Raw genomic sequence first — 18,172 nt, 5'->3', positions numbered from 1 at the left:
GATTCAGCACAGGGCTTTGCGGTACAAAAATAGAAAAAAATCAGTAAATAGGGAATAACCACGCCGAGTCAGGATGCGCGAATTTAACAATCGGCCAGGTAGCGGTAATAAACAGGGGGCTGTTTGCATTTAAAACAGCGGCTCTGGCAGGAAGTCTTCTCGTCGCAGCGGGCAATCACACCCTTTCGAAGCCAGATCTCAAGCATTGGCTGCAGCGCCTGGGAGTCAATGTGAAATTCACGGCTCACCTGCTGGCTGCTCACCACCTTGTGCTGGCGAATGAAATCACGGATTTGTAACAGCATGGCGTCTCCTCACAAGCAGAGTTTGTCCCCGCAATACCCCGATAAAAGCGACAATGCCCCCCACCATGGCCGCAATCCACAACAGCGATTCCTGAGGATGGCGGTAAAACACTGCACTCTGATAAAAAATCACGGCGGATGCGTAGGCAATCAGAAAAGACCAGATCACGGAGAACCACATCAATCGGCGTGTCGTCTCCTGTCGGATAGCCGCCATGGTTGATACACAGGGGATGTAAAGCAGGATAAAGAGAAGGTAGGCAAACGCTCCGGCTTTGCCGTCAAAGCGTTCGGCCATCATGCCATACACCGTTTGCGACAATTCACTGTCGGGGGCACTGGCTAATACCGGATTGAGTAAAGCCTGTCCCAATGACGAAAGGTTCTCAGGCACCGACCAGAATGCCTGCGCCATGGAACCCAAGAAATCAAAATGCGCGGCCTGCGCCTGCGCCAGATGGCCTAATTGCGCGTAGAGTGAATTTAAAGAGCCAACCACCACCTCTTTCGCCAGCATGCCGGTTAATAAACCGACCGTAGCCGGCCAGTTATCCTGATGCAGACCCATGGGGGCAAACAATGGCGTCATCCATTGGCCAAGCCACGACAGAACAGAATGGGTACTGGCTTCATCCGTGTTCAACCCACCGTCAATGGTCAAGGCGTTCAAAGTGCCAAGGATAATGCAAATGGGGATAATCAGGCGTCCGGCCCTGACAACAAAATAACGTAGACGCAGGCTGGTTTCACGCCAGAGGCGTTTAAACGAGGGCTTATGATAGGCGGGCAACTCAAGAATCAAGGGGGACGCCTCCCCTTCCAGAGTAGTTTTCCGCAAAATAAACCCGGTAAAAACCGCCATTAAAATGCCGATGACGTACAGGGCAAAAACCACATTTTGTCCGCCGCTTGGGAAAAAGGCCGCGACAAACACCGCATAAATAGCCAATCGGGCACTGCAGGACATGAAGGGGCTCATCAGTACGGTTAACAGCCGATCCCGCTCGGAATCCAGCGTTCTTGCCGCCATGATCCCGGGCACATTACAGCCAAACCCCACAATCATCGGCACAAAGGACTTTCCAGGCAACCCCAACATACGCATTGCCTTATCCACCACAAACGCGGCACGGGCCATATACCCTGACGCCTCCAATAAAGCCAGGAAGAAAAACATGGCGGCAATCACCGGAATAAAAGTCAGCGTGGTATTGATACCCATGCCCAGACCATTGGCCACCACGGCAATCAGCCATTGCGGGGAATGCAGTTGCTGCAATAGCCAGGCGCTGCCCTGAACAAAAACCGTATCGGTGGAAATATCAAAAAAATCCTGAAATGCCCCGCCAATGTTGATGGCGAACAAAAACATCAGGTACATCATGGCAAAAAATATCGGTAAAGCCAGAAACCGATTCAGCACAAGGCGGTCAATTTTAGCCGTCAAATGCTCACTGGCATCACTGGCCCGGGTCTGAATCAGGCTGATCACGTCGTGGATTTTCTGGTAACGGATATCCGCCAGAACAACATCGATATCCTTCTCGCTGGCAAGCAAATCCGCCAAAGCCTGCGGCCTGTTTGCCTCAACCAGCAACGTATCACCCTCCAGTAGACGCCGGGCGTAATACATTGCCGCTTCAGGGGCGATGCGGCAAACAGCGATCAGTTCCTGTCGGAGATGCTCAATGAGCGACTCGATGGCGACAGGGTAATTAAACGGCAGCGAAACAGCAGGAGCCAAGGGTTTAATGAGGGTTTTTTTTAATTCAGCCAGGCCTATGCCCTTATGCGCTTCAAGCGGCAGAACACAGCAATTCAATTGCCGGGACAAGGCCGGAATATCAATGGTGATACCGCGTTGTCTCGCGATGTCCATCATGTTGAGGACGACAATCATGGGCTTACCCAGTTCCAGCAACTGGCTGGTCAAGTAAAGGTGGCGCTCAAGATGGCAGGCATCAATGACATTGACGATTAACTCCTTCTCGCAGGCAGCCACTGCCTTAGCCGAAATCTGCTCATCCTGACTGCTGCCCCGCCCGGTCAGGGCAAGGGAATAAATACCGGGTAAATCCGTCACCTCAATGCACTGGCCTTCGACAATCAATTCCCCGGTTTTTTTCTCCACCGTGACGCCAGGCCAGTTACCCACGCGCTGGTTATCACCCGTTAAAGCATTGAATAAGGTGGTTTTGCCGCAATTGGGATTGCCTACCAGCAAAAGAGAAGTCATACACGCTCCAGATTCAGGTGAATTGCTTCTTCTTTTCTCAATGTCAGGGACGTTCCCCGGACCTCAACCTGCACTGGACACCCCAGGGGAGCGGTTCTTACAATCGTCAATTCCACACCACGAGTAATACCCAACGACAGCAAACGCCGCCGATACTGCGCATCAGTACGGCCAAAATCAAGCAATCGGACTTTATCGCCACGGGTTAACTCGGTAATGTGCATAGTGGTAACACTCAATCCAAAATTCCAATAGTTTAACACAAATGATATCGAGAATCATTCTCATTTTAGAACAAATTTTGTCATTCTGGGGGCATCAACAGCGAGTGCACTGCCCGACGAGGATGACGACGCAGGTAATCCTGGGATTGCATTTCCTGCAAACGGCTTAAGGTTCGCTTGAAGGCCTGACTCATTTCTCCCTTGAGGTAAAGTTCTGTTAAAGGGACCTCGGCTGAAAGAATCAGACGGACGCCGCGATCGTAGAGCACATCAATAAAATGCACAAATAAAATCGCATAGACCGTATCGCGCTCATGCAGTTGCGGCATGTCGCTGACAAATACAGTGGAAAACCGATCCACCAGCTCAAGGTAGTCCAGCTGGCTGCGCGGCAGGTTGCAAATCACTTTAAAATCAAACCAGACGGCTTCTTCACCGCAGCGAACGTAAGGAATGTCACGGTTTTGCACCGTCACGGTCCCCGCCGACTGAGCCGCCGGCTCCATCGAGGCAAACTGCGCGCTGAAGCGGCTCTGTGTGGCCTCATCCAGGGGGCAGAAAAAGGTTTCGATCTGAATTGCACGGCCCACCCGGTAATCGCGCGGCTGATTTAAGGCGAGCACCTGGCAATGGGACTTAATCAGGGCAATGGCCGGTAAAAAACGGGCTCGCTGCACGCCATTTAAATACAAATCATCCGGTTTGATATTGGATGTCGCCACCAGCACAATGCCGTTGGCAAACAAGGCCTTTAATAATTCGGCAAGGATCATTGCATGCGCAACATCGTGCACTAAAAACTCGTCAAAACACAACAGACGCGTCGTTTTGGCCAAATTTTTGGCAATCACTTGCAGGGGATCTCTCTGCCCCTGCAGACGCCGGAGCTGCGCATCAATCTGCTGCATGAAATGATGGAAATGGAACCGCACCTTTTCACGGGTTTTAACCTGTTCAAAAAAAAGATCCATCAGAAAAGTCTTGCCCACGCCCACACTGCCATAGAGATAAATACCCTGGACCACATGCGTGCGGCGCCAGCTGAAGAAGGATTTTTTGGGTTGGCTTAAGGTACTGGCCAAATCGTCCATGACGCCAATGATCTGGCGTTGCAAAGGATCATTTTCAATTTCACCCCGGGCAATTGCCGCATCATAACTGGCTGAGATACTCATGGATGCAATACCTTTTCATTAAGGACCCTGATTACCTCCTCTTTCAGTTCCAGCAATTTCCCATGAAAAAAATGGCTGGTGCCGGCAAACGTACTCACTGGAAGCGTTGGGGAGAAGCTTAAGGCAAAATCCATCACCAGAGACTCCGGTACAACCTCATCACTATCGCCCTGGAAAATATGCCAGGGGGACGGTGCGGGCTGATACGCCCGGTAATCGTAATGATGAACCGGCGGGGCCACCGTGAGTAACCAATCATGGGCGTGCTGCGCGGCGGCGCGATAAGCCACATAGGAACCAAAGGAAAACCCGGCAAACAGGTAACGGCTTTGCGGGAATTCTGCGGCCCAAAGCCGGCAAAGCGCAAGCATGTCGTCGCTTTCGCCAATGCCTTCATCATAGCGTCCCTGAGAATGACCCACGCCGCGGAAATTAAAGCGAAGGCTCGGGATGCCTGCCTCTTTAAAGGCACGCGCCAGGGTAGTGACGACTTTGTTATTCATCGTGCCGCCCTGCAGGGAATGAGGATGCCCCAGCACCGCAATGAACGGGGAACCACCCGTCAAGGGAACCGTTAACACGCCTTCGAGTTCACCGGCTTCCGCGTTAAACACAAAGGGGTGTTCGCCCGGTCTGTCTAATTTGTCAGCAAATACCATGCATGCCTCGCAGTTAAGGACAATTTTTGTCCATTTTTCGCTTGAATAAGGCACGATAGTAACATAATTAAGCCGGCATCTTGCAATTTGATGTCTGTACTTTAAGATCAGAAGGGCGCCGACCGCCTGAAAGGCAGCGGTGACTTATCAAACCATTTAACGGAGGACTTGATCCATGAGACAGGTACCTGGAGTAACACGTAGTCGCACTTTCCGGTTACAGGGAGGCGCGCAATGAAAATTTCCGACTTTAAACGCAAAAAACTACACGGTGAGAAAATAACCGTGTTAACCTGTTACGATTACCCTTCGGCAAGAACAATTGCTGAATCAAAACTGGATTGCGTGCTGGTGGGCGATTCCGTGGCCATGGCGGTGCACGGGCATGACACCACGGTCATGGCAACACTGGAAATGATGATTCTGCATACCCAGGCGGTCGCCCGCGGCCTGACCCAGCAATTTTTAATCAGTGACCTGCCTTTTTTATGCCATCGTCTTTCTTTACGCGACACGGTTGAAAGTGTCAGACAACTCATGCAGGCAGGCGCTCATGCCGTAAAAATTGAAGGCGGCGATGAGGATACCTGTCAAACAATTGCTCATTTGGTCACCGGCGGGGTGCCTGTCATCGGCCACATCGGTTTAACACCGCAATCATTTTACCAATTGGGCGGCTATAAAGTTCAGGGTCGAGAAGAAAAACAGGCCGCCGATCTACTCCGTCAGGCGCAACGCCTGGAAGCGGCCGGCTGTACCGCACTGGTGATTGAGTGTGTTCCATTGTCCGTGGCAGAAACCATCACACAGGCACTTTCCATTCCCACCATCGGCATTGGCGCCGGGGCCGGCACGGATGGGCAGGTTCTTGTCTGGCATGACATGCTGGGCCTGCAATCGGAATTCAGACCCAAATTTTTAAAGCAATACCTGAATGGCAAGGCGCTCACCTTAAACGCCATCAATGCTTACGTGGATGAGGTTCGACAAGCCGCATTCCCAACACCTGATCATGCCTTTTAATTACAAGCCCCGGTTGCGGGGCTTTCATCAACAGGATTAACCATGCGCATTTTTCATCACCTTGATGAGTGGATCCAGTTCCGCCGAACGCTGCCAGCCGAGTCAAGCCTGGGCTTTGTCCCCACCATGGGCAATCTCCATGCCGGTCATGCGTCCCTGTATGCCATCAGCCAACAGCAAAATCATTACACCGCTGCCAGTGTTTTTATTAATCCGACTCAATTTAACCGGCCAGACGACTTCACTCACTACCCGCGCACCCTGGAGGCGGACTTACACTTATTGGAACAACACGGAGTCGATTTCTGCTTATTGCCTGCCGAGCAGGAAATCTATCAGGACGGGTATCATTACCAGGTGCATGAGAATCACCTGAGCCAGTGCATGGAAGGCACTCACCGCCCCGGGCATTTCACCGGCGTATTAACCATTGTCTTAAAACTATTAAATTTAGTCAGACCTCAAAAGGCTTATTTTGGCGAAAAGGATTACCAGCAATACCGGCTCATTCGCGGCATGGTAGACGCTTTTTTTCTGCCAATTGAGATTATCCCCTGCCCCACCATCAGGGAGCCCAGCGGTTTGGCCTGCAGTTCGCGTAACAATCGCCTCAACAGTGCCCAGCGTGTTAAAGCGGAAACCTTCGCTCGTCTTTTTCATCAGGATAAAACGGTAGACCAGTTGCAAAAAGACCTGCAGGCTGCCGGCATTGCCGTGGAGTACATTCATGAACAGGATGGTCGCCGCTTTGCGGCAGTGCTCATTGATGATATTCGTCTGATTGACAATTACGCACTCAGCTAATTCTTTTTCATGCCCAGGCGGGCAATGGCCGCGGCGATCACCGCGGCTTTATGCTGAGGCAGCGATTTATTGGAATACTGCAACCATTCTGGATGGGACTCCACGAGCCCCGTATTGAGCTGCCCCTGCAGAAACTCCTCGGATTTAATCATCTCAAGGTAATAGGGGATGGTGGTTTTTATCCCAAACAGGCGCATTTCCTCCAGAGCACGGCGTGCGCGGCGGATGGCCGACGGCCAATCGAGACTCCACACCGTCAGCTTGGCGCAAAGCGAATCATAATAAGGCGGAATAGAGTAGCCGGTATAAATGGCGCTGTCCGTTCTTACTCCAGGCCCTCCCGGGGCATAATAACGAGTCACCCGCCCGAAGCTGGGCAGAAAATCATTTTGGGGATCTTCCGCATTAATGCGAAATTCAATGGCAAAGCCATTGCGGTTAATCTGCTCCTGCCTCATGGACAAAGGTTCGCCCGCGGCGATTTTAATCTGCTCCTGAACCAAATCAATCCCGGTGATTTGTTCAGTGACTGGATGCTCCACCTGCAGGCGGGTATTCATCTCAAGAAAATAGGCCTGATTGTCCTCATCGAGAATGAACTCAACCGTACCGGCATTGGTATAACCGACTTCTTTTGCAGCTTTCACTGCGTAGGCATACAACACCTCGCGCGTGGCCTCATTCAGTTGTACCGCCGGCGCAATTTCGACCAGTTTCTGATGCCGGCGTTGAACAGAGCAATCGCGCTCAAACAAATGAAGGACATTTCCATAATGGTCTGCCAAAATCTGGACTTCGATGTGGCGGGGATTGGCAATGAATTTCTCCATAAACACATGGTTATCACCAAACGCTTTTTCCGCCTCCGATTGCGCGCGCGCAAACTGCTGCCGAACATGGTCAGGCTCGTAACACAGACGGATACCGCGCCCGCCCCCGCCAAAAGTCGCTTTAAGCATCACCGGGTAGCCGAGTCGTTCGGCAGAGGCCAATGCCTCCTCGACCGATTCAAGATTGCCTTCACTGCCAGGGATCACCGGAATGCCGGCGCGCTGCATGGCTTTGCGTGCTGCCACTTTGGATCCCATGATGGCTATTACGTCCGCACGAGGGCCGATAAACACAAGACCGGCCTGTTCACAGGCCAGAGCAAAATCCGCATTTTCCGATAAAAAACCATAACCGGGATGTATCGCATCACAACCGGCTGCCTTGGCGCATTCAATGATGCGATGGCCATTCAGATAAGCATCCAGAGGCTTGCTGCTCAGGCAATGGGAGTGAGAAGCCCGCTTGACATGCAGGGAGTAACGATCGGCTTCACTGTGAATGGCCACAGCGGCAATCCCCATTTCCTTGCAGGCACGCACTATACGTAAGGCAATTTCACCCCGATTGCTGATTAAAATTTTTTTAAACATCGTTTCTTCCTGAATTAAAACATGGCAGTTTTATTTCATGTTAAAACCAACTTCGGTCTTATTGGCATTCAAGCTTTTAAATGCCCCTCCACCACCCCCTCTCAACCGGCGTTCCCGCTCGGCAATGACCGCTTTAAGCTCAAGCGTCAATGCGCTGGGTATCTCCGGCGGCAGCCAAGGGTTCTCTTCTTTCCAGAATTCGTCGCTGGCAATTGGCCTACCCTTGTTATCCACAAACGATTCCAGCGCATTGGTGCGTGCCTGATAATCCACAAGAAACGCCTCGACACAGCTCTTAAACTGCGGTGCATCCTCGATATGGGAAGCCGAGTTGCACAACAGCAGAAGAATGTCGCTGTCGGCGCAGGATTTTAATTTATGTGAGGAGCGGCATGTTTTATGTAACAACGCCAGCAAATCCTGGTAATGGGTATCGCTGCTGCCTGTTTTCTTATAGTTTTGCAACATCGCTTTTAATGAGGTAAGGCATGCATAACTGATTGGCATTTCGTTGCTCCAGTTGATGATCCCATTTTTATTACAGTTCAAAAAGCACAAAAGCGCAATTTTACTTCGTGGTTTCGGAGTAATCTTAAACAATTCAACCCGCTATTTGCTTCTTAATGGCTCTTGCATTGAGCAAACCCTGCGAGCGACTCAGTTCGAGCGGTCCCCGGTAAACAATCAATGTGTCGTGAAAGGTGACATCAAATTGCTTCACGAGTTCGGCATCATCAAAATCAACGATCAACAGCCGCAAGGCTAAAAATTCAGGCGACAGAGCCAGTTCATTTAAAATTTGTTGCTGCTTTTTGCAGCGTGCACACCCTTTTTTATGAAAAGCCACAATAAATCGTAGGTTGCTGCGTTTCGCTTTTTCAAATTGTGAAGCGGTAAAATGCACCGGTTGCACAGCAGAATGGTGCGCTGCTTCTGACGCCCACCCCAGGCTTAACAGGCTGCACGCCATTAATCCGATAAACAGTCGCTTCATGCATCGCATCCCTTTAAAAGGCTAACTTAATCCTTCCAATAATAAAATGATTAAAAACCCCGCAAAGAAACAAGCCGTAACCCACGGCGACTCAACACCTTCATGCGCTTCGGTTAATAATTCTTCCGTCACCAGATAAAGCAGGGCTGCCACACCAAAGGACAGTACACCATCGGTCATTGTCGGCGGCAAACGAGCCAGCAGGCTTGCGCCAAGCATCGCCCCGGTCGGGATTAACAGGGCTAAAATCAGGGTAATTACTGCCCGTTTTGCCTTAGGAATCCGGCGTGATGCAAGTGTGGCCGTGGTGGATAAACCAAGGAAGAAGATTTCAATAGCTAAAGCGACAGCCACCAGCACGCCGCCTTGTGCCCCCGCTAAAAAGGCAACGCCAATTACAATACCGTCCAGTAATAAATCAATCCCCACAGCATAAATTAACCCCCAGGGCATCCCCGGAAGGCCTTCCTCGCGTTCTTCAAGCCTGCCGGTTAACCATTTCAACAGCAGCATGCCAAGGACGCCTGACGAAAACCCCACGGCCAATGCCACAGGGGCATGGGCTGCACTGATTTCCGGTAATAACTCTTTAGCCACGGCCGCAAAGACGACACCGGCAGCAAAATGCTGGGTTGCACTCGTCAGTTGACGACTGGGCTGATAAAAACTGGTTATCCCGCCTCCGACAATCATCAACAGGGCCGGCATGATTGAATAAAGAATGATGGTGGCCATGGACGCGGTCATAAGAATCCTTTCGTTAAAATTAGAGCATAATGAAAGCGGGGGTATTGTTCAAGGCGTTATCCTCCAGCCATCGGGTTGCTTAAAGGTCACAAACACACTATGATGCTTGCGCCGTAAGCGCTATCACATCAAGGAAAGACCATGGACTTATCGCCAGTACAGATTGATGACTTTCTTACCCAGGGTTATCTGGTCATCGAAGACTTTTTCAGCAAGGAAACCTGTGACCAGCTCATGCGGCGCATGAACCACCTGATTGCAGAAAACAAAGACCTCATCCCGGCTGCGGTCTTTTCGACTCGAACCAATGAACATGCGGCATCTGACTATTTTCTTGAGTCCGGCGATAAAATTCACTTTTTCTTTGAGCCTGATGCCTTTCATGCCGACGGCACCCTGACACATCCCATTGAGCATTCTTTAAACAAAGTTGGGCATGCCCTGCATGAGCTTGATCCGGTTTTCAGGCACTATTCCCATGACTCGCGTATCCACTCCATCTGCCGGCAACTGGGTTTTAAAACGCCCTGCCTGTTGCAATCCATGTACCTCTTTAAACAACCGGCCATTGGCGCGGAAGTCAATTGCCATCAGGATGCCACTTACCTGCACAGCGAGCAAAGCGATGTGCTGGGTTTCTGGTTCGCGCTTGAGGATGCGACGTTGGAAAATGGCTGTCTGCAGGTGATACCAAGTCCTCATACGGTACCTCTGAAACAAAAAATGATCAGAGAAAACGACCGCATTTATTTCGAAGAGTATGATAAAACGCCCTGGCGCCAGGACTACTGCGTACCGCTTGAAGTGAGGCAAGGCAGCCTTATTCTTCTGCATGGTCACGTCCCGCATAAAAGCGAAGCCAATGTTTCATCCAAATCAAGGCATGCCTATACCTTGCATGCAATTGATGCCAGTTACCCCTACCCACAGAGTAACTGGTTACAGCGAGCCAGCGGGTTACCCGTTTGGCCTGAGATGACTGAATAAAGAAACAGTCTGACAATTTTTTTCAACAATTGTATACTCTTCCCTGAGTTGACTGTATGGAGAATGACAATGCTGGTTTCTTCACAACCCCCGATGGCCTTAATTGCAGCGCCCGAAGTATTGGCTATTCCCATCGTTGAGAATCATGATCCGCTCATCGACATTAAGCACAGTGATGAGCTCTTCATCGGCCCCTCCCCTGAAATTCCCGATAACACGGATTACACTAAAATGCGCAATGAGGTGTATCAGCGGTTGCTGGCCGCGCAGCAATTGCTGCCTGCAAGTCTGCGATTCTGCCTGTATGAGGGGTTTCGCAGTCTGTCATTACAAAAGAAACTGTTTGATGAACGGTATGCCGAATTGCAGCAATTACATCCCCACTGGTCGCCGGAACAGCTGTTTAACGAAACAACCAAGCTTATCTCCCCGGTGCTGAATCTGGATGGCAGCCCCAACATCCCCCCTCATACCACCGGTGCTGCCATTGATGTTTACCTGGTGGATAAAGAAGGACAACCCGTGGACATGGGCATACATCCCAAAGACTGGATGTCCGATACCCATGTCGAGCTTTCGCCCACAAACTCTACCCGGGTTTCCCCTGAAGCGGCCCACCATCGTCGCGTGATGAGTCATGCACTGCTATTGGCGGGTTTTGTCAATTACCCGACAGAGTATTGGCATTGGTCTTACGGGGATCGTTATTGGGCGTTCATCAGCGGCAAACCTCAAGCCTGTTACGGCAGTGTAACCGGGTGACGTCCTGACACCCTTGTTTTACTGCATAGTGTAATTCATGGATGGGGGGGTATTATTTTCTGCGATGGTTTCCTGGAAAAAGGAATGCCGGGTAATGGTTATCCGGTATTCTTCATTCAATTCACAGGCCAAATTAAGTCCAAAACGACGCCCTGACTGGCTTCGGGAAGAGTCGTTATCATACCCGGAAATGACTTGCCGTTTGCCGCTCTCAAGTAAAATTTCCTCGTCTCCCAGGGGGCTGGCCTCAGCAAAAGTATCCAAATCAAGAAGCTCTTGAACAGCGTAAGTCTTCGCCGGATCGCTGACGTAACTTCGGTAATACCTTAAATGGTAATCGCTGGCCGAATGCAATGCCTTAATGACAGCCAACATCTGCTCATCCGTCGGTCGATAATGACCGCTGTTGTTGGTGAGTCCAATCAGTATCCCCTGGCTAAAGATCAGCGAACCGGCAGCCAATACTTTTTTACCATTGGCCAGGAATGAGTGATTCAGTTTTTTATCAACCAATAATTGCGGCTTTTCCTCACAGGTTAGGATGAAATTGAATTCCTCATTCATTTCCTCCTGGTCTAAGGACTCACCTGTCATCAGTCCTATAAAATGCTCCTCGGCAGGAACAATGGCATAAGCGATCTGATTCTCTTCAGCAATGTATTTGCACTCTTCATTTTGCCGTTGCAACAGACGCATGGCTTTTCTTTCAGCTGCAAATTCTGGCTTTAACGCAATAAAATCCGAGGGCAGGAATTGTTGACCGTAATAATAAATTTCTTTAGGGTAATCGTTAGACATAACACACTCTTCATCAATAAGAGCCTGCTAGTTTAATCACTATTAATTAACCTGATATTAAGAATTAATAATCAGGTTGTAATATTTTTGATAAAATTTATTACTAAATCGGTTGTTTTTGTCATACTGGCGTTTCAGTGCCTTAAGCTCTGCAAAGCGGGGATAGGCTTGTTCAAACTGGGATTGACTGGCGAAATTCTGATACGTGAGGTAATAAGAACCTCCTGACGCCAGTGCGGCATCGATTACTTTTTCTGTCCATTGCCTTGTCCTTTCTGTCGCCGCGGCTGACAAGGTCTGATTAAAGTAAAGCACGACGGAAAGGCTGTCTTTTCTGACTTGCGATAACAGCAAATCCGGCTCAGCTGGCACATAACGCACTGTCACATTCAATAAATCAATCGAGGCGCTTAGGGTTAACCTGCGCAATCGATCGATAAATGACGGAAATTGCTCCACGGGAATAAAATATTCCTGCAACCAATCCGCCGTACCGGATTTGTAAACGGTGGCAAAACGCACAGGCTTCTCCATGGCATTGTTGCGGGTAACCGTTTTATCCCTGTATCGTTTTTTAAACAGACGTTTTTCCATTTTCCAGCGCCAGCGTTTGCCATAAAAACTGTTGCGCGAAACATTAAACAAGGGTGTCAGCACCGCATTCCAGCGCTCCGGATTTTCAAGTTTCACCACCTGAGCAGGCAATTGGCCTGTGTCGGTGTAGGTAATGACATACATGTCGTTAAGAAATGACGCATCGGGCACGATGTTCATATGGGCATAAAACAGGACCACCCGACGGTCGTTTAAAATGGTATGACGAAAATAATCCGGGAATGTGCGTGTCGACGTTTCATCGTAGTGACTGATTAACAGCGTATTGTCCGTTAATTGCAGCGTAACGTCCGTCACAACCCCCAATACCCCATAGCCGCCCCTGACCGCACGCCACAAATCCGGATAATGCTCCGGCGAAACCCGCAAGCGCCGCCCATCGGCCAGTCTGAGAGAAAAGCTCACAATACTGTTCCCCACAGCCCCCATGCGGAAATCATCGCCATGGGCGTTGACGCTTAGGGAACCGCCCACCGTGAAGATATTCGGTGACTGCATGGCGGTAATGGCTAATTGGTACGGATTGATGGCCTCCTGCAACTTACCCCAGGTGATGCCGCTTTGCACCGTCACCTGCTTTTTTGCCGCATTGAGTTTCAAAACCTGATGAAAAGGCAGCATGTTCAGTTGAATACCCTCTGGCGCGATGGACTGACCGCCCTGGCTGTGTTGAACCCCCATAATTCCCACAGGCAGATGCTGTGCATTGGCTTTTTGCAACGCCGCGGCAATGTCTGCTTCAGACTTCACCTGAATGATTTCTCTGACCTCAGTCGGACTGATATGACCGTTGTCATTAATGGACAAGGCCCACACCGGGCTTAAAACGAGCAGGCCAAGGAAGGCGAAACGGCTTCGAAATCCCGTCATACTGATTCTTTTTTTGTAAATTCAGTATCTTATGTCAAAACAGGTTAAATGTCATACCCCGGCATGGCATCATTCCTCGCGCCGGGCACGGTTGGCGAGGGGCTTTTCAATAGGACATGACCGTAATCGCTCATCAGGGTTTTGACAAAGGCCATCGTCCCGGCAGGGTCATCCGTCTGATGAAATAAATGGCGATGCCGGGAGGCGGCAGGCTGCGAGGCCGTGCCCGGGAGCGTGATGAATCGCAACGATGCCGCCCATCGATGAATGACATCGGCAATACAGACCTCCTGACGCTCAAGCCGCTTGAAGGCTTGTTTTAATAAGCTCAAGGCCTGGATTTTGATCTCTGCCTCCTTTGCGGGCAAGACGTCTTTAAGAAGCCAGCTATGCTCGTCTATTTTTTGTAATACATGGGTAATCGCCTGTTGGGCCTGAGGATGAAGTCGATTGGCTGCCGTAAAAAACATGGAAAAAATCCTGAATTCATTTCAGGTTATCCTAGCGTCCAAAACTTAATTGAGGCTTAAATGAAAAGAAAATGCGCATTATTTTACACACTACTGTGTAAAAACAACCCATATCAGGCGGTGATGGCTTTTTGATAGGTTTCGCGCAACAAGGTCATGCGTTTTTCAAGTTCCCCCAATTCGGCCTGCAGGCTAAGTTGCGCTTCGGCATTGAGGTTTTTTTGATACCGGTTAAGCAGGGCCTGCTGCTGATGACCAAGAGCCTCCAGGTCATTTTCGAGCGATTGCAGCCACTGTTGACGGGTCATTATCCGTGGCAGGCTGTAGCCCGGCTTTTCAATGGGTGCCCTCGGCTTTTCGTTGAGCTGACACAGATTGACTAATACATTGATTTTTTGTTTGATACGTTCGGCCACAAAACGGGCACTTTGCAAATCATCGCGCTCGGCCAACCGATCAATGTCGTGTTTAACTTCCGCAATGAATGCACTCGCTAAGGGGGCATTGACTGTTTGAAATAATCCCTTGGGTAAACTCAAAGGATTAAAAGCATGCAGATTGGCCAGCTTCCATTCCAACTCGGGAAGACGGGCGTTTAATTCGTTTAACAACCCCTGAACAGTGCTGGTCATTTAAATCACGTCGACGACTAAGCCGGGGTACTGTCCAGGGCGACGGCTTCCGGCGCACGACGGGCCTGCATCCAGGAGCTGACAAACGGCGGAGCGCACATGAGCAACAAGCCAAACACGAGCGTCGCCTCATAACGGGCGACACTGCCGACATTGATATCGACAGGCGGCATGAAACTCACCACCAGGGTGGTTAATGTACCCACCATTCCGATGCCGGCAATCAACAGCATGCCGCTTAAGCCGCCAGGAATACGGAAAGCACGGGGATGGTGAGGAGCGCTGACACGCAGTTTAATGGCCGCGATAAACATCAACAGGTACATCAGCATGTACAATTGCGCCGCAAGCGCAGTTAACAACCAATACGATCCATTAACGCTTGGCATGAATAAAAACAGAGTCGATAACAACGTGACGATCACCGCCTGGGTTACCAGCATCAACACCGGTGCGCCATGGCGGTTAGTGCGCTGGAAACTGGGAGGCAGGTTACCCTCTTCTGCCGCAACCAACAAGCCTTTGGTCGGGGCAATAATCCAGTTGCTGACGCCACCTAATCCACCCATGACCAGCATGATGGCGACCACAGGCATCATCCAGGACAAATGGTAGCGCGAGAAAAAGGCATCGAAGGCCTGCATAATCCCGGCCACCAGATTAATTTCGTTATGCGGCAAAACCACCGCAATGGCTAAAGAGCCTAAAATCAAGGTGCTGAGAATAATCACCACGGAATAAATCAAGGCCCGAGGAAACGCATGCTGCGGGTTTTCGACATCATTGGCATGAACGGTGGCGATTTCAATGCCGCAAAAGGACATCATAATAGCCGTAAGCGAAACCCACATGCCTTTATCGTGCAGGTGAGGTGAAATACTCTGTGCATCAAAATGAATCTGCAGGGGGTTGCCGCCCACTATCCACGCGGCACCCAGACCTATAATCAAGGACATGGGCAACAGTAATCCTGAGAGCGCACAGATATTGCTAAACAGAGCGGAGGAGCTCATGCCGCGCAGGTTGACCAGGGTCGCGCCCCAGAAGGAGCTGACAATCACCGTCCAGAGAAAATAAGGGTTACCGGCCAGGGTCGGATTGATGAGGTAACCGACAGTGCCGGCGACAAATGAGAGAATCGTAGGATACCAGATGACATTCTCAATCCACTGGAGCCAGATGGCTAAAAAGCCGGTGCGCTTGCCAAACGCTTCCTTAACCCAGACATAAATACCACCCTGCTTAGCCCACCCGGAAGCGAGTTCAGCAGAAACCAACGCCGTAGGAATTAAAAAAAACACGGCGCCGAGCATAAAAAAGGCGATCAGCTGACTGCCGAACAAGGCCGTGGCAGGCAGATTTCGGATACTGTCGACCGATCCGACAGTGATCATTGTCAGACTAAAAATAGTTAAGGCATGCTTTTTAGTGCTCATTCCAATCCTTCTCTGTTGGCTAATCCTGTAATGGCAAGTTCATTATATTGACTCAAGCTTAAGGTAAACTTAATAATCGTGTAAAAAATACACAAAAAAAGTGTATCCACTCTACTCGAAACCATTTACTTTGTAAATCGGCAATCACCATGTCAAAAAATTTTAATGTAAAGGCAGACTGTGACCAAAATCCGTAGGCACACAAATGCTTTGCCTCGATTGAATAAGTTAGCTAGGATAAATAAATTGTCTTTACAAGGATTGGTAAATGCATCGCGTCTTCCTGGTTGGCGGCTGTCTTTTTTTGACTGTACCGAGTGTCTACTCACAGAATGACTACACGCTGTGTCATCATGCCACCGCATTATTTACCAATGCCCGGTTCATCACCTTAAACCCCAAACAACCCACGGTCGAAGCCGTGGCCATTAGAAACCACCGTATCGTCGCGCTGGGGAAGGAAAAGGAATTATCTGTGCAATGCCGCGATGAAAATACCCGCGTCATCGATCTGAAAGGGGCGACAGTCACCCCTGGATTCATCGACACCTATTCACAATTTGTTCTTTACGGCTGGCTCGCCACCCACGCCCTGGATTTATCCACCACCAATGTCTTCCAACAACCAGGATGGCAACCGGTTAAATCCTTGAGTGAATTTTTAACGGCTATCCGTAATAAAATGACAACCGATGACGCCTGGCTTGTTGTCAATGGGTATGACAGAGCCCGCATGCCAGGTGCACCATTGACCCGGGCGATGCTGGATGAAATCAGTTTGACGAAACCCATCCTGGTCATGTATTCGTCCGGACATGAAGCCTTGTTAAATCAAGCCGCCATGAACCGATTGCCGGCTTTAAAAAGCAGCCTTCCCGTGACAGTGCCTGAGACCGGCCTGTTGAAAGAGGGGACACTGCAAAAAGCCCTGATTAAAGTCATTCAATCGGCGCAGTTGAAACAGGCCATTGAAGTCGCCGCCAACCGTTATGCCGCGGCCGGGTATACGACAGTAACCGAAACACAGGCCTCTCAGGATTGGCTCAATACCTATTATTCACTGACAAGCCAACCCTCCTTTCCCGTGGATGTGGTTTTAAATGCCGAGACAGTGGGGGATAAACAACGTTTTGCCATGAATGAGCTCGACAATCCAAGACTCTACAATGGTCCGGTACACCTCACAGTCGACGGCAACATCCGCGATTACCAGGCCTATCTGTCATCCCCTTATTATAAAGTACCCGCTGACTTGCCCACGGCCTGGGCAGGTCAACTGCGCTATAATTTACGAAGCCTTGAAAAGATGCTGGTTAAAGCGGCCAGAGCTAACGTTCAGGTCGCGCTCGAATGCCAGGGCGATGCTGCCATTGATGTGGCGTTAAACCTGATTCAAAAAGTACAACAAACCCAGAATGATTTCAGCTTCAGACCCATTCTCATCAATGCGCAACTCACCCGACAGGATCAACTGTATCGTATCCGCATGCTGGGATTGAGCGTTAACTGGTTTTCGCCTCATCTTTATTATTGGGGAGAAAGCATGTGCCGCGAGTACCTTGGCCCCCCCAGAGCCCTCAATGAAAACCCGCTGGCACAGGCCCACCACATTCTGGGCAGCACACCCATTCAGGCTAATTCGCCGGCTACGCCCCCGTCCCCTCTGGCCATGATGCGACAAAACCTCACCCGTCAAACCCAGAGCTGGAATGAAAAACCCAATGCCCAATGCCCCGAAGTATTCAACCAGCAACAAAGGCTGGGTTTGGAAGACAGCTTGCGGGCACTGACCATCGAAGCTGCCAAACTGTATGGCATGGACGACGACAAGGGCACCCTGGAGGTGGGCAAGCTCGCGGACATGACCTTGTTCAGCCATGATCCCCTGCTTGAAAAGCAGGTGGACATTCAGGTGCTGGGCACTGTCTCAAGAGGCATTTTGCGCCTTGCTGGTCATGCTGAAAGTCCGCCGTCTCAGACTTTGTAGCTGCGCAAGAAAATAAACGGTATAGTT

Annotated in this window: 19 protein-coding genes; 5 read left to right on the top strand and 14 right to left on the bottom strand. The window is 50.2% G+C overall.

Going from position 1 to position 18,172, the window contains the following annotated elements; all coding sequences use genetic code 11:
- Positions 1-83 precede the first annotated feature (83 nt).
- The 5 genes from Lrub_RS08580 to Lrub_RS08560 form a co-directional block, all read right to left on the bottom strand.
- The gene (locus tag Lrub_RS08580) at positions 84-305 is read right to left on the bottom strand and encodes a FeoC-like transcriptional regulator (RefSeq protein WP_058531768.1); all 222 of its coding nucleotides are present in this window, start codon (positions 303-305) and stop codon (positions 84-86) included.
- The gene (feoB, locus tag Lrub_RS08575; RefSeq protein WP_058531767.1) at positions 286-2,541 is read right to left on the bottom strand and encodes a Fe(2+) transporter permease subunit FeoB; all 2,256 of its coding nucleotides are present in this window, start codon (positions 2,539-2,541) and stop codon (positions 286-288) included. The genes Lrub_RS08580 and feoB overlap by 20 nt, the downstream gene beginning before the upstream one ends.
- Positions 2,538-2,765: a FeoA family protein gene (locus tag Lrub_RS08570; RefSeq protein ID WP_058531766.1), complete on the bottom strand. Its 228-nt coding sequence runs from the start codon at positions 2,763-2,765 to the stop codon at positions 2,538-2,540. Before Lrub_RS08570 ends, feoB begins: the two co-directional genes overlap by 4 nt.
- Before the next feature lie 80 nt (positions 2,766-2,845).
- Positions 2,846-3,940: a cell division protein ZapE gene (zapE, locus tag Lrub_RS08565; RefSeq protein ID WP_058531765.1), complete on the bottom strand. Its 1,095-nt coding sequence runs from the start codon at positions 3,938-3,940 to the stop codon at positions 2,846-2,848.
- Positions 3,937-4,599 carry an alpha/beta hydrolase gene (locus tag Lrub_RS08560; RefSeq protein ID WP_058531764.1) on the bottom strand — a complete coding sequence of 221 codons (663 nt, stop codon included), beginning with the start codon at positions 4,597-4,599 and terminating at the stop codon, positions 3,937-3,939. The genes zapE and Lrub_RS08560 overlap by 4 nt, the downstream gene beginning before the upstream one ends.
- 234 nt (positions 4,600-4,833) lie before the next feature.
- Here Lrub_RS08560 and panB point away from each other — a divergent pair, with 234 nt between their 5' ends.
- Both panB and panC read left to right on the top strand, forming a co-directional pair.
- Positions 4,834-5,622 (top strand): 3-methyl-2-oxobutanoate hydroxymethyltransferase, encoded by a 789-nt coding sequence (panB, locus tag Lrub_RS08555; protein ID WP_058531763.1) that lies wholly within the window; start codon positions 4,834-4,836, stop codon positions 5,620-5,622.
- Positions 5,623-5,664: 42 nt separating this feature from the next.
- Positions 5,665-6,426: a pantoate--beta-alanine ligase gene (gene panC, locus Lrub_RS08550; protein ID WP_058531762.1), complete on the top strand. Its 762-nt coding sequence runs from the start codon at positions 5,665-5,667 to the stop codon at positions 6,424-6,426.
- Here the strand turns inward: panC and Lrub_RS08545 are convergent.
- The 4 genes from Lrub_RS08545 to Lrub_RS08530 form a co-directional block, all read right to left on the bottom strand.
- Complete coding sequence (locus tag Lrub_RS08545; RefSeq protein WP_058531761.1) at positions 6,423-7,847, bottom strand: acetyl-CoA carboxylase biotin carboxylase subunit; 1,425 nt, start codon at positions 7,845-7,847, stop codon at positions 6,423-6,425. The genes panC and Lrub_RS08545 overlap by 4 nt on opposite strands.
- A 30-nt stretch (positions 7,848-7,877) precedes the next feature.
- On the bottom strand, positions 7,878-8,354 hold the full coding sequence (locus Lrub_RS08540; protein ID WP_058531760.1) for a hypothetical protein: 477 nt from the start codon (positions 8,352-8,354) through the stop codon (positions 7,878-7,880).
- A 94-nt stretch (positions 8,355-8,448) separates the two neighbouring features.
- Positions 8,449-8,841, bottom strand: a complete 393-nt coding sequence (locus Lrub_RS08535; protein ID WP_058531759.1) for a thioredoxin family protein — start codon at positions 8,839-8,841, stop codon at positions 8,449-8,451.
- Positions 8,842-8,862: 21 nt separating this feature from the next.
- Positions 8,863-9,588 (bottom strand): ZIP family metal transporter, encoded by a 726-nt coding sequence (locus Lrub_RS08530; protein WP_058531758.1) that lies wholly within the window; start codon positions 9,586-9,588, stop codon positions 8,863-8,865.
- A 141-nt stretch (positions 9,589-9,729) separates the two neighbouring features.
- Between Lrub_RS08530 and Lrub_RS08525 the strand changes: the two genes are divergently transcribed.
- Together Lrub_RS08525 and Lrub_RS08520 are read left to right on the top strand one after the other, a co-directional pair.
- Complete coding sequence (locus Lrub_RS08525) at positions 9,730-10,575, top strand: phytanoyl-CoA dioxygenase family protein (protein WP_058531757.1); 846 nt, start codon at positions 9,730-9,732, stop codon at positions 10,573-10,575.
- A 69-nt stretch (positions 10,576-10,644) separates the two neighbouring features.
- Positions 10,645-11,337: a M15 family metallopeptidase gene (locus Lrub_RS08520; RefSeq protein WP_058531756.1), complete on the top strand. Its 693-nt coding sequence runs from the start codon at positions 10,645-10,647 to the stop codon at positions 11,335-11,337.
- A gap of 18 nt (positions 11,338-11,355) precedes the next feature.
- On the opposite strand, the gene Lrub_RS08515 is transcribed toward Lrub_RS08520, so the two are convergent.
- The 5 genes from Lrub_RS08515 to Lrub_RS08495 all read right to left on the bottom strand — a co-directional run bounded on the left by Lrub_RS08515 (position 11,356) and on the right by Lrub_RS08495 (position 16,158).
- Positions 11,356-12,135 (bottom strand): VOC family protein, encoded by a 780-nt coding sequence (locus Lrub_RS08515; RefSeq protein WP_058531755.1) that lies wholly within the window; start codon positions 12,133-12,135, stop codon positions 11,356-11,358.
- Between the two features lie 57 nt (positions 12,136-12,192).
- Entirely contained in the window at positions 12,193-13,620 is a 1,428-nt protein-coding gene (locus Lrub_RS08510) for an FAD-binding oxidoreductase (RefSeq protein ID WP_058531754.1), read from the bottom strand.
- Between the two features lie 44 nt (positions 13,621-13,664).
- Positions 13,665-14,090 carry a hypothetical protein gene (locus tag Lrub_RS08505; protein WP_058531753.1) on the bottom strand — a complete coding sequence of 142 codons (426 nt, stop codon included), beginning with the start codon at positions 14,088-14,090 and terminating at the stop codon, positions 13,665-13,667.
- Between the two features lie 113 nt (positions 14,091-14,203).
- Entirely contained in the window at positions 14,204-14,722 is a 519-nt protein-coding gene (gene priC / locus Lrub_RS08500) for a primosomal replication protein PriC (protein WP_058531752.1), read from the bottom strand.
- Positions 14,723-14,739: 17 nt separating this feature from the next.
- The gene (locus Lrub_RS08495) at positions 14,740-16,158 is read right to left on the bottom strand and encodes an APC family permease (protein WP_058531751.1); all 1,419 of its coding nucleotides are present in this window, start codon (positions 16,156-16,158) and stop codon (positions 14,740-14,742) included.
- Positions 16,159-16,426: 268 nt separating this feature from the next.
- Between Lrub_RS08495 and Lrub_RS08490 the strand changes: the two genes are divergently transcribed.
- Positions 16,427-18,145: an amidohydrolase gene (locus Lrub_RS08490; RefSeq protein WP_058531750.1), complete on the top strand. Its 1,719-nt coding sequence runs from the start codon at positions 16,427-16,429 to the stop codon at positions 18,143-18,145.
- The last annotated feature ends 27 nt before the right edge of the window (positions 18,146-18,172 follow it).

Origin of the sequence: Legionella rubrilucens, from assembly GCF_001468125.1 — a bacterium.
Lineage (GTDB): Bacteria > Pseudomonadota > Gammaproteobacteria > Legionellales > Legionellaceae > Legionella_C > Legionella_C rubrilucens.
Note: the sequence above shows the minus strand (reverse complement) of the source record. Positions and strands in the feature narration are given on the sequence as shown.

What these genes read in the sequence shown, in the direction of transcription:
- Lrub_RS08580 (WP_058531768.1), bottom strand. Translation starts at nt 305, where the DNA reads ATGCTGTTACAAATCCGTGATTTCATTCGCCAGCACAAGGTGGTGAGC.
- feoB (WP_058531767.1), bottom strand. Translation starts at nt 2,541, where the DNA reads ATGACTTCTCTTTTGCTGGTAGGCAATCCCAATTGCGGCAAAACCACC.
- Lrub_RS08570 (WP_058531766.1), bottom strand. Translation starts at nt 2,765, where the DNA reads ATGCACATTACCGAGTTAACCCGTGGCGATAAAGTCCGATTGCTTGAT.
- zapE (WP_058531765.1), bottom strand. Translation starts at nt 3,940, where the DNA reads ATGAGTATCTCAGCCAGTTATGATGCGGCAATTGCCCGGGGTGAAATT.
- Lrub_RS08560 (WP_058531764.1), bottom strand. Translation starts at nt 4,599, where the DNA reads ATGGTATTTGCTGACAAATTAGACAGACCGGGCGAACACCCCTTTGTG.
- panB (WP_058531763.1), top strand. Translation starts at nt 4,834, where the DNA reads ATGAAAATTTCCGACTTTAAACGCAAAAAACTACACGGTGAGAAAATA.
- panC (WP_058531762.1), top strand. Translation starts at nt 5,665, where the DNA reads ATGCGCATTTTTCATCACCTTGATGAGTGGATCCAGTTCCGCCGAACG.
- Lrub_RS08545 (WP_058531761.1), bottom strand. Translation starts at nt 7,847, where the DNA reads ATGTTTAAAAAAATTTTAATCAGCAATCGGGGTGAAATTGCCTTACGT.
- Lrub_RS08540 (WP_058531760.1), bottom strand. Translation starts at nt 8,354, where the DNA reads ATGCCAATCAGTTATGCATGCCTTACCTCATTAAAAGCGATGTTGCAA.
- Lrub_RS08535 (WP_058531759.1), bottom strand. Translation starts at nt 8,841, where the DNA reads ATGAAGCGACTGTTTATCGGATTAATGGCGTGCAGCCTGTTAAGCCTG.
- Lrub_RS08530 (WP_058531758.1), bottom strand. Translation starts at nt 9,588, where the DNA reads ATGACCGCGTCCATGGCCACCATCATTCTTTATTCAATCATGCCGGCC.
- Lrub_RS08525 (WP_058531757.1), top strand. Translation starts at nt 9,730, where the DNA reads ATGGACTTATCGCCAGTACAGATTGATGACTTTCTTACCCAGGGTTAT.
- Lrub_RS08520 (WP_058531756.1), top strand. Translation starts at nt 10,645, where the DNA reads ATGCTGGTTTCTTCACAACCCCCGATGGCCTTAATTGCAGCGCCCGAA.
- Lrub_RS08515 (WP_058531755.1), bottom strand. Translation starts at nt 12,135, where the DNA reads ATGTCTAACGATTACCCTAAAGAAATTTATTATTACGGTCAACAATTC.
- Lrub_RS08510 (WP_058531754.1), bottom strand. Translation starts at nt 13,620, where the DNA reads ATGACGGGATTTCGAAGCCGTTTCGCCTTCCTTGGCCTGCTCGTTTTA.
- Lrub_RS08505 (WP_058531753.1), bottom strand. Translation starts at nt 14,090, where the DNA reads ATGTTTTTTACGGCAGCCAATCGACTTCATCCTCAGGCCCAACAGGCG.
- priC (WP_058531752.1), bottom strand. Translation starts at nt 14,722, where the DNA reads ATGACCAGCACTGTTCAGGGGTTGTTAAACGAATTAAACGCCCGTCTT.
- Lrub_RS08495 (WP_058531751.1), bottom strand. Translation starts at nt 16,158, where the DNA reads ATGAGCACTAAAAAGCATGCCTTAACTATTTTTAGTCTGACAATGATC.
- Lrub_RS08490 (WP_058531750.1), top strand. Translation starts at nt 16,427, where the DNA reads ATGCATCGCGTCTTCCTGGTTGGCGGCTGTCTTTTTTTGACTGTACCG.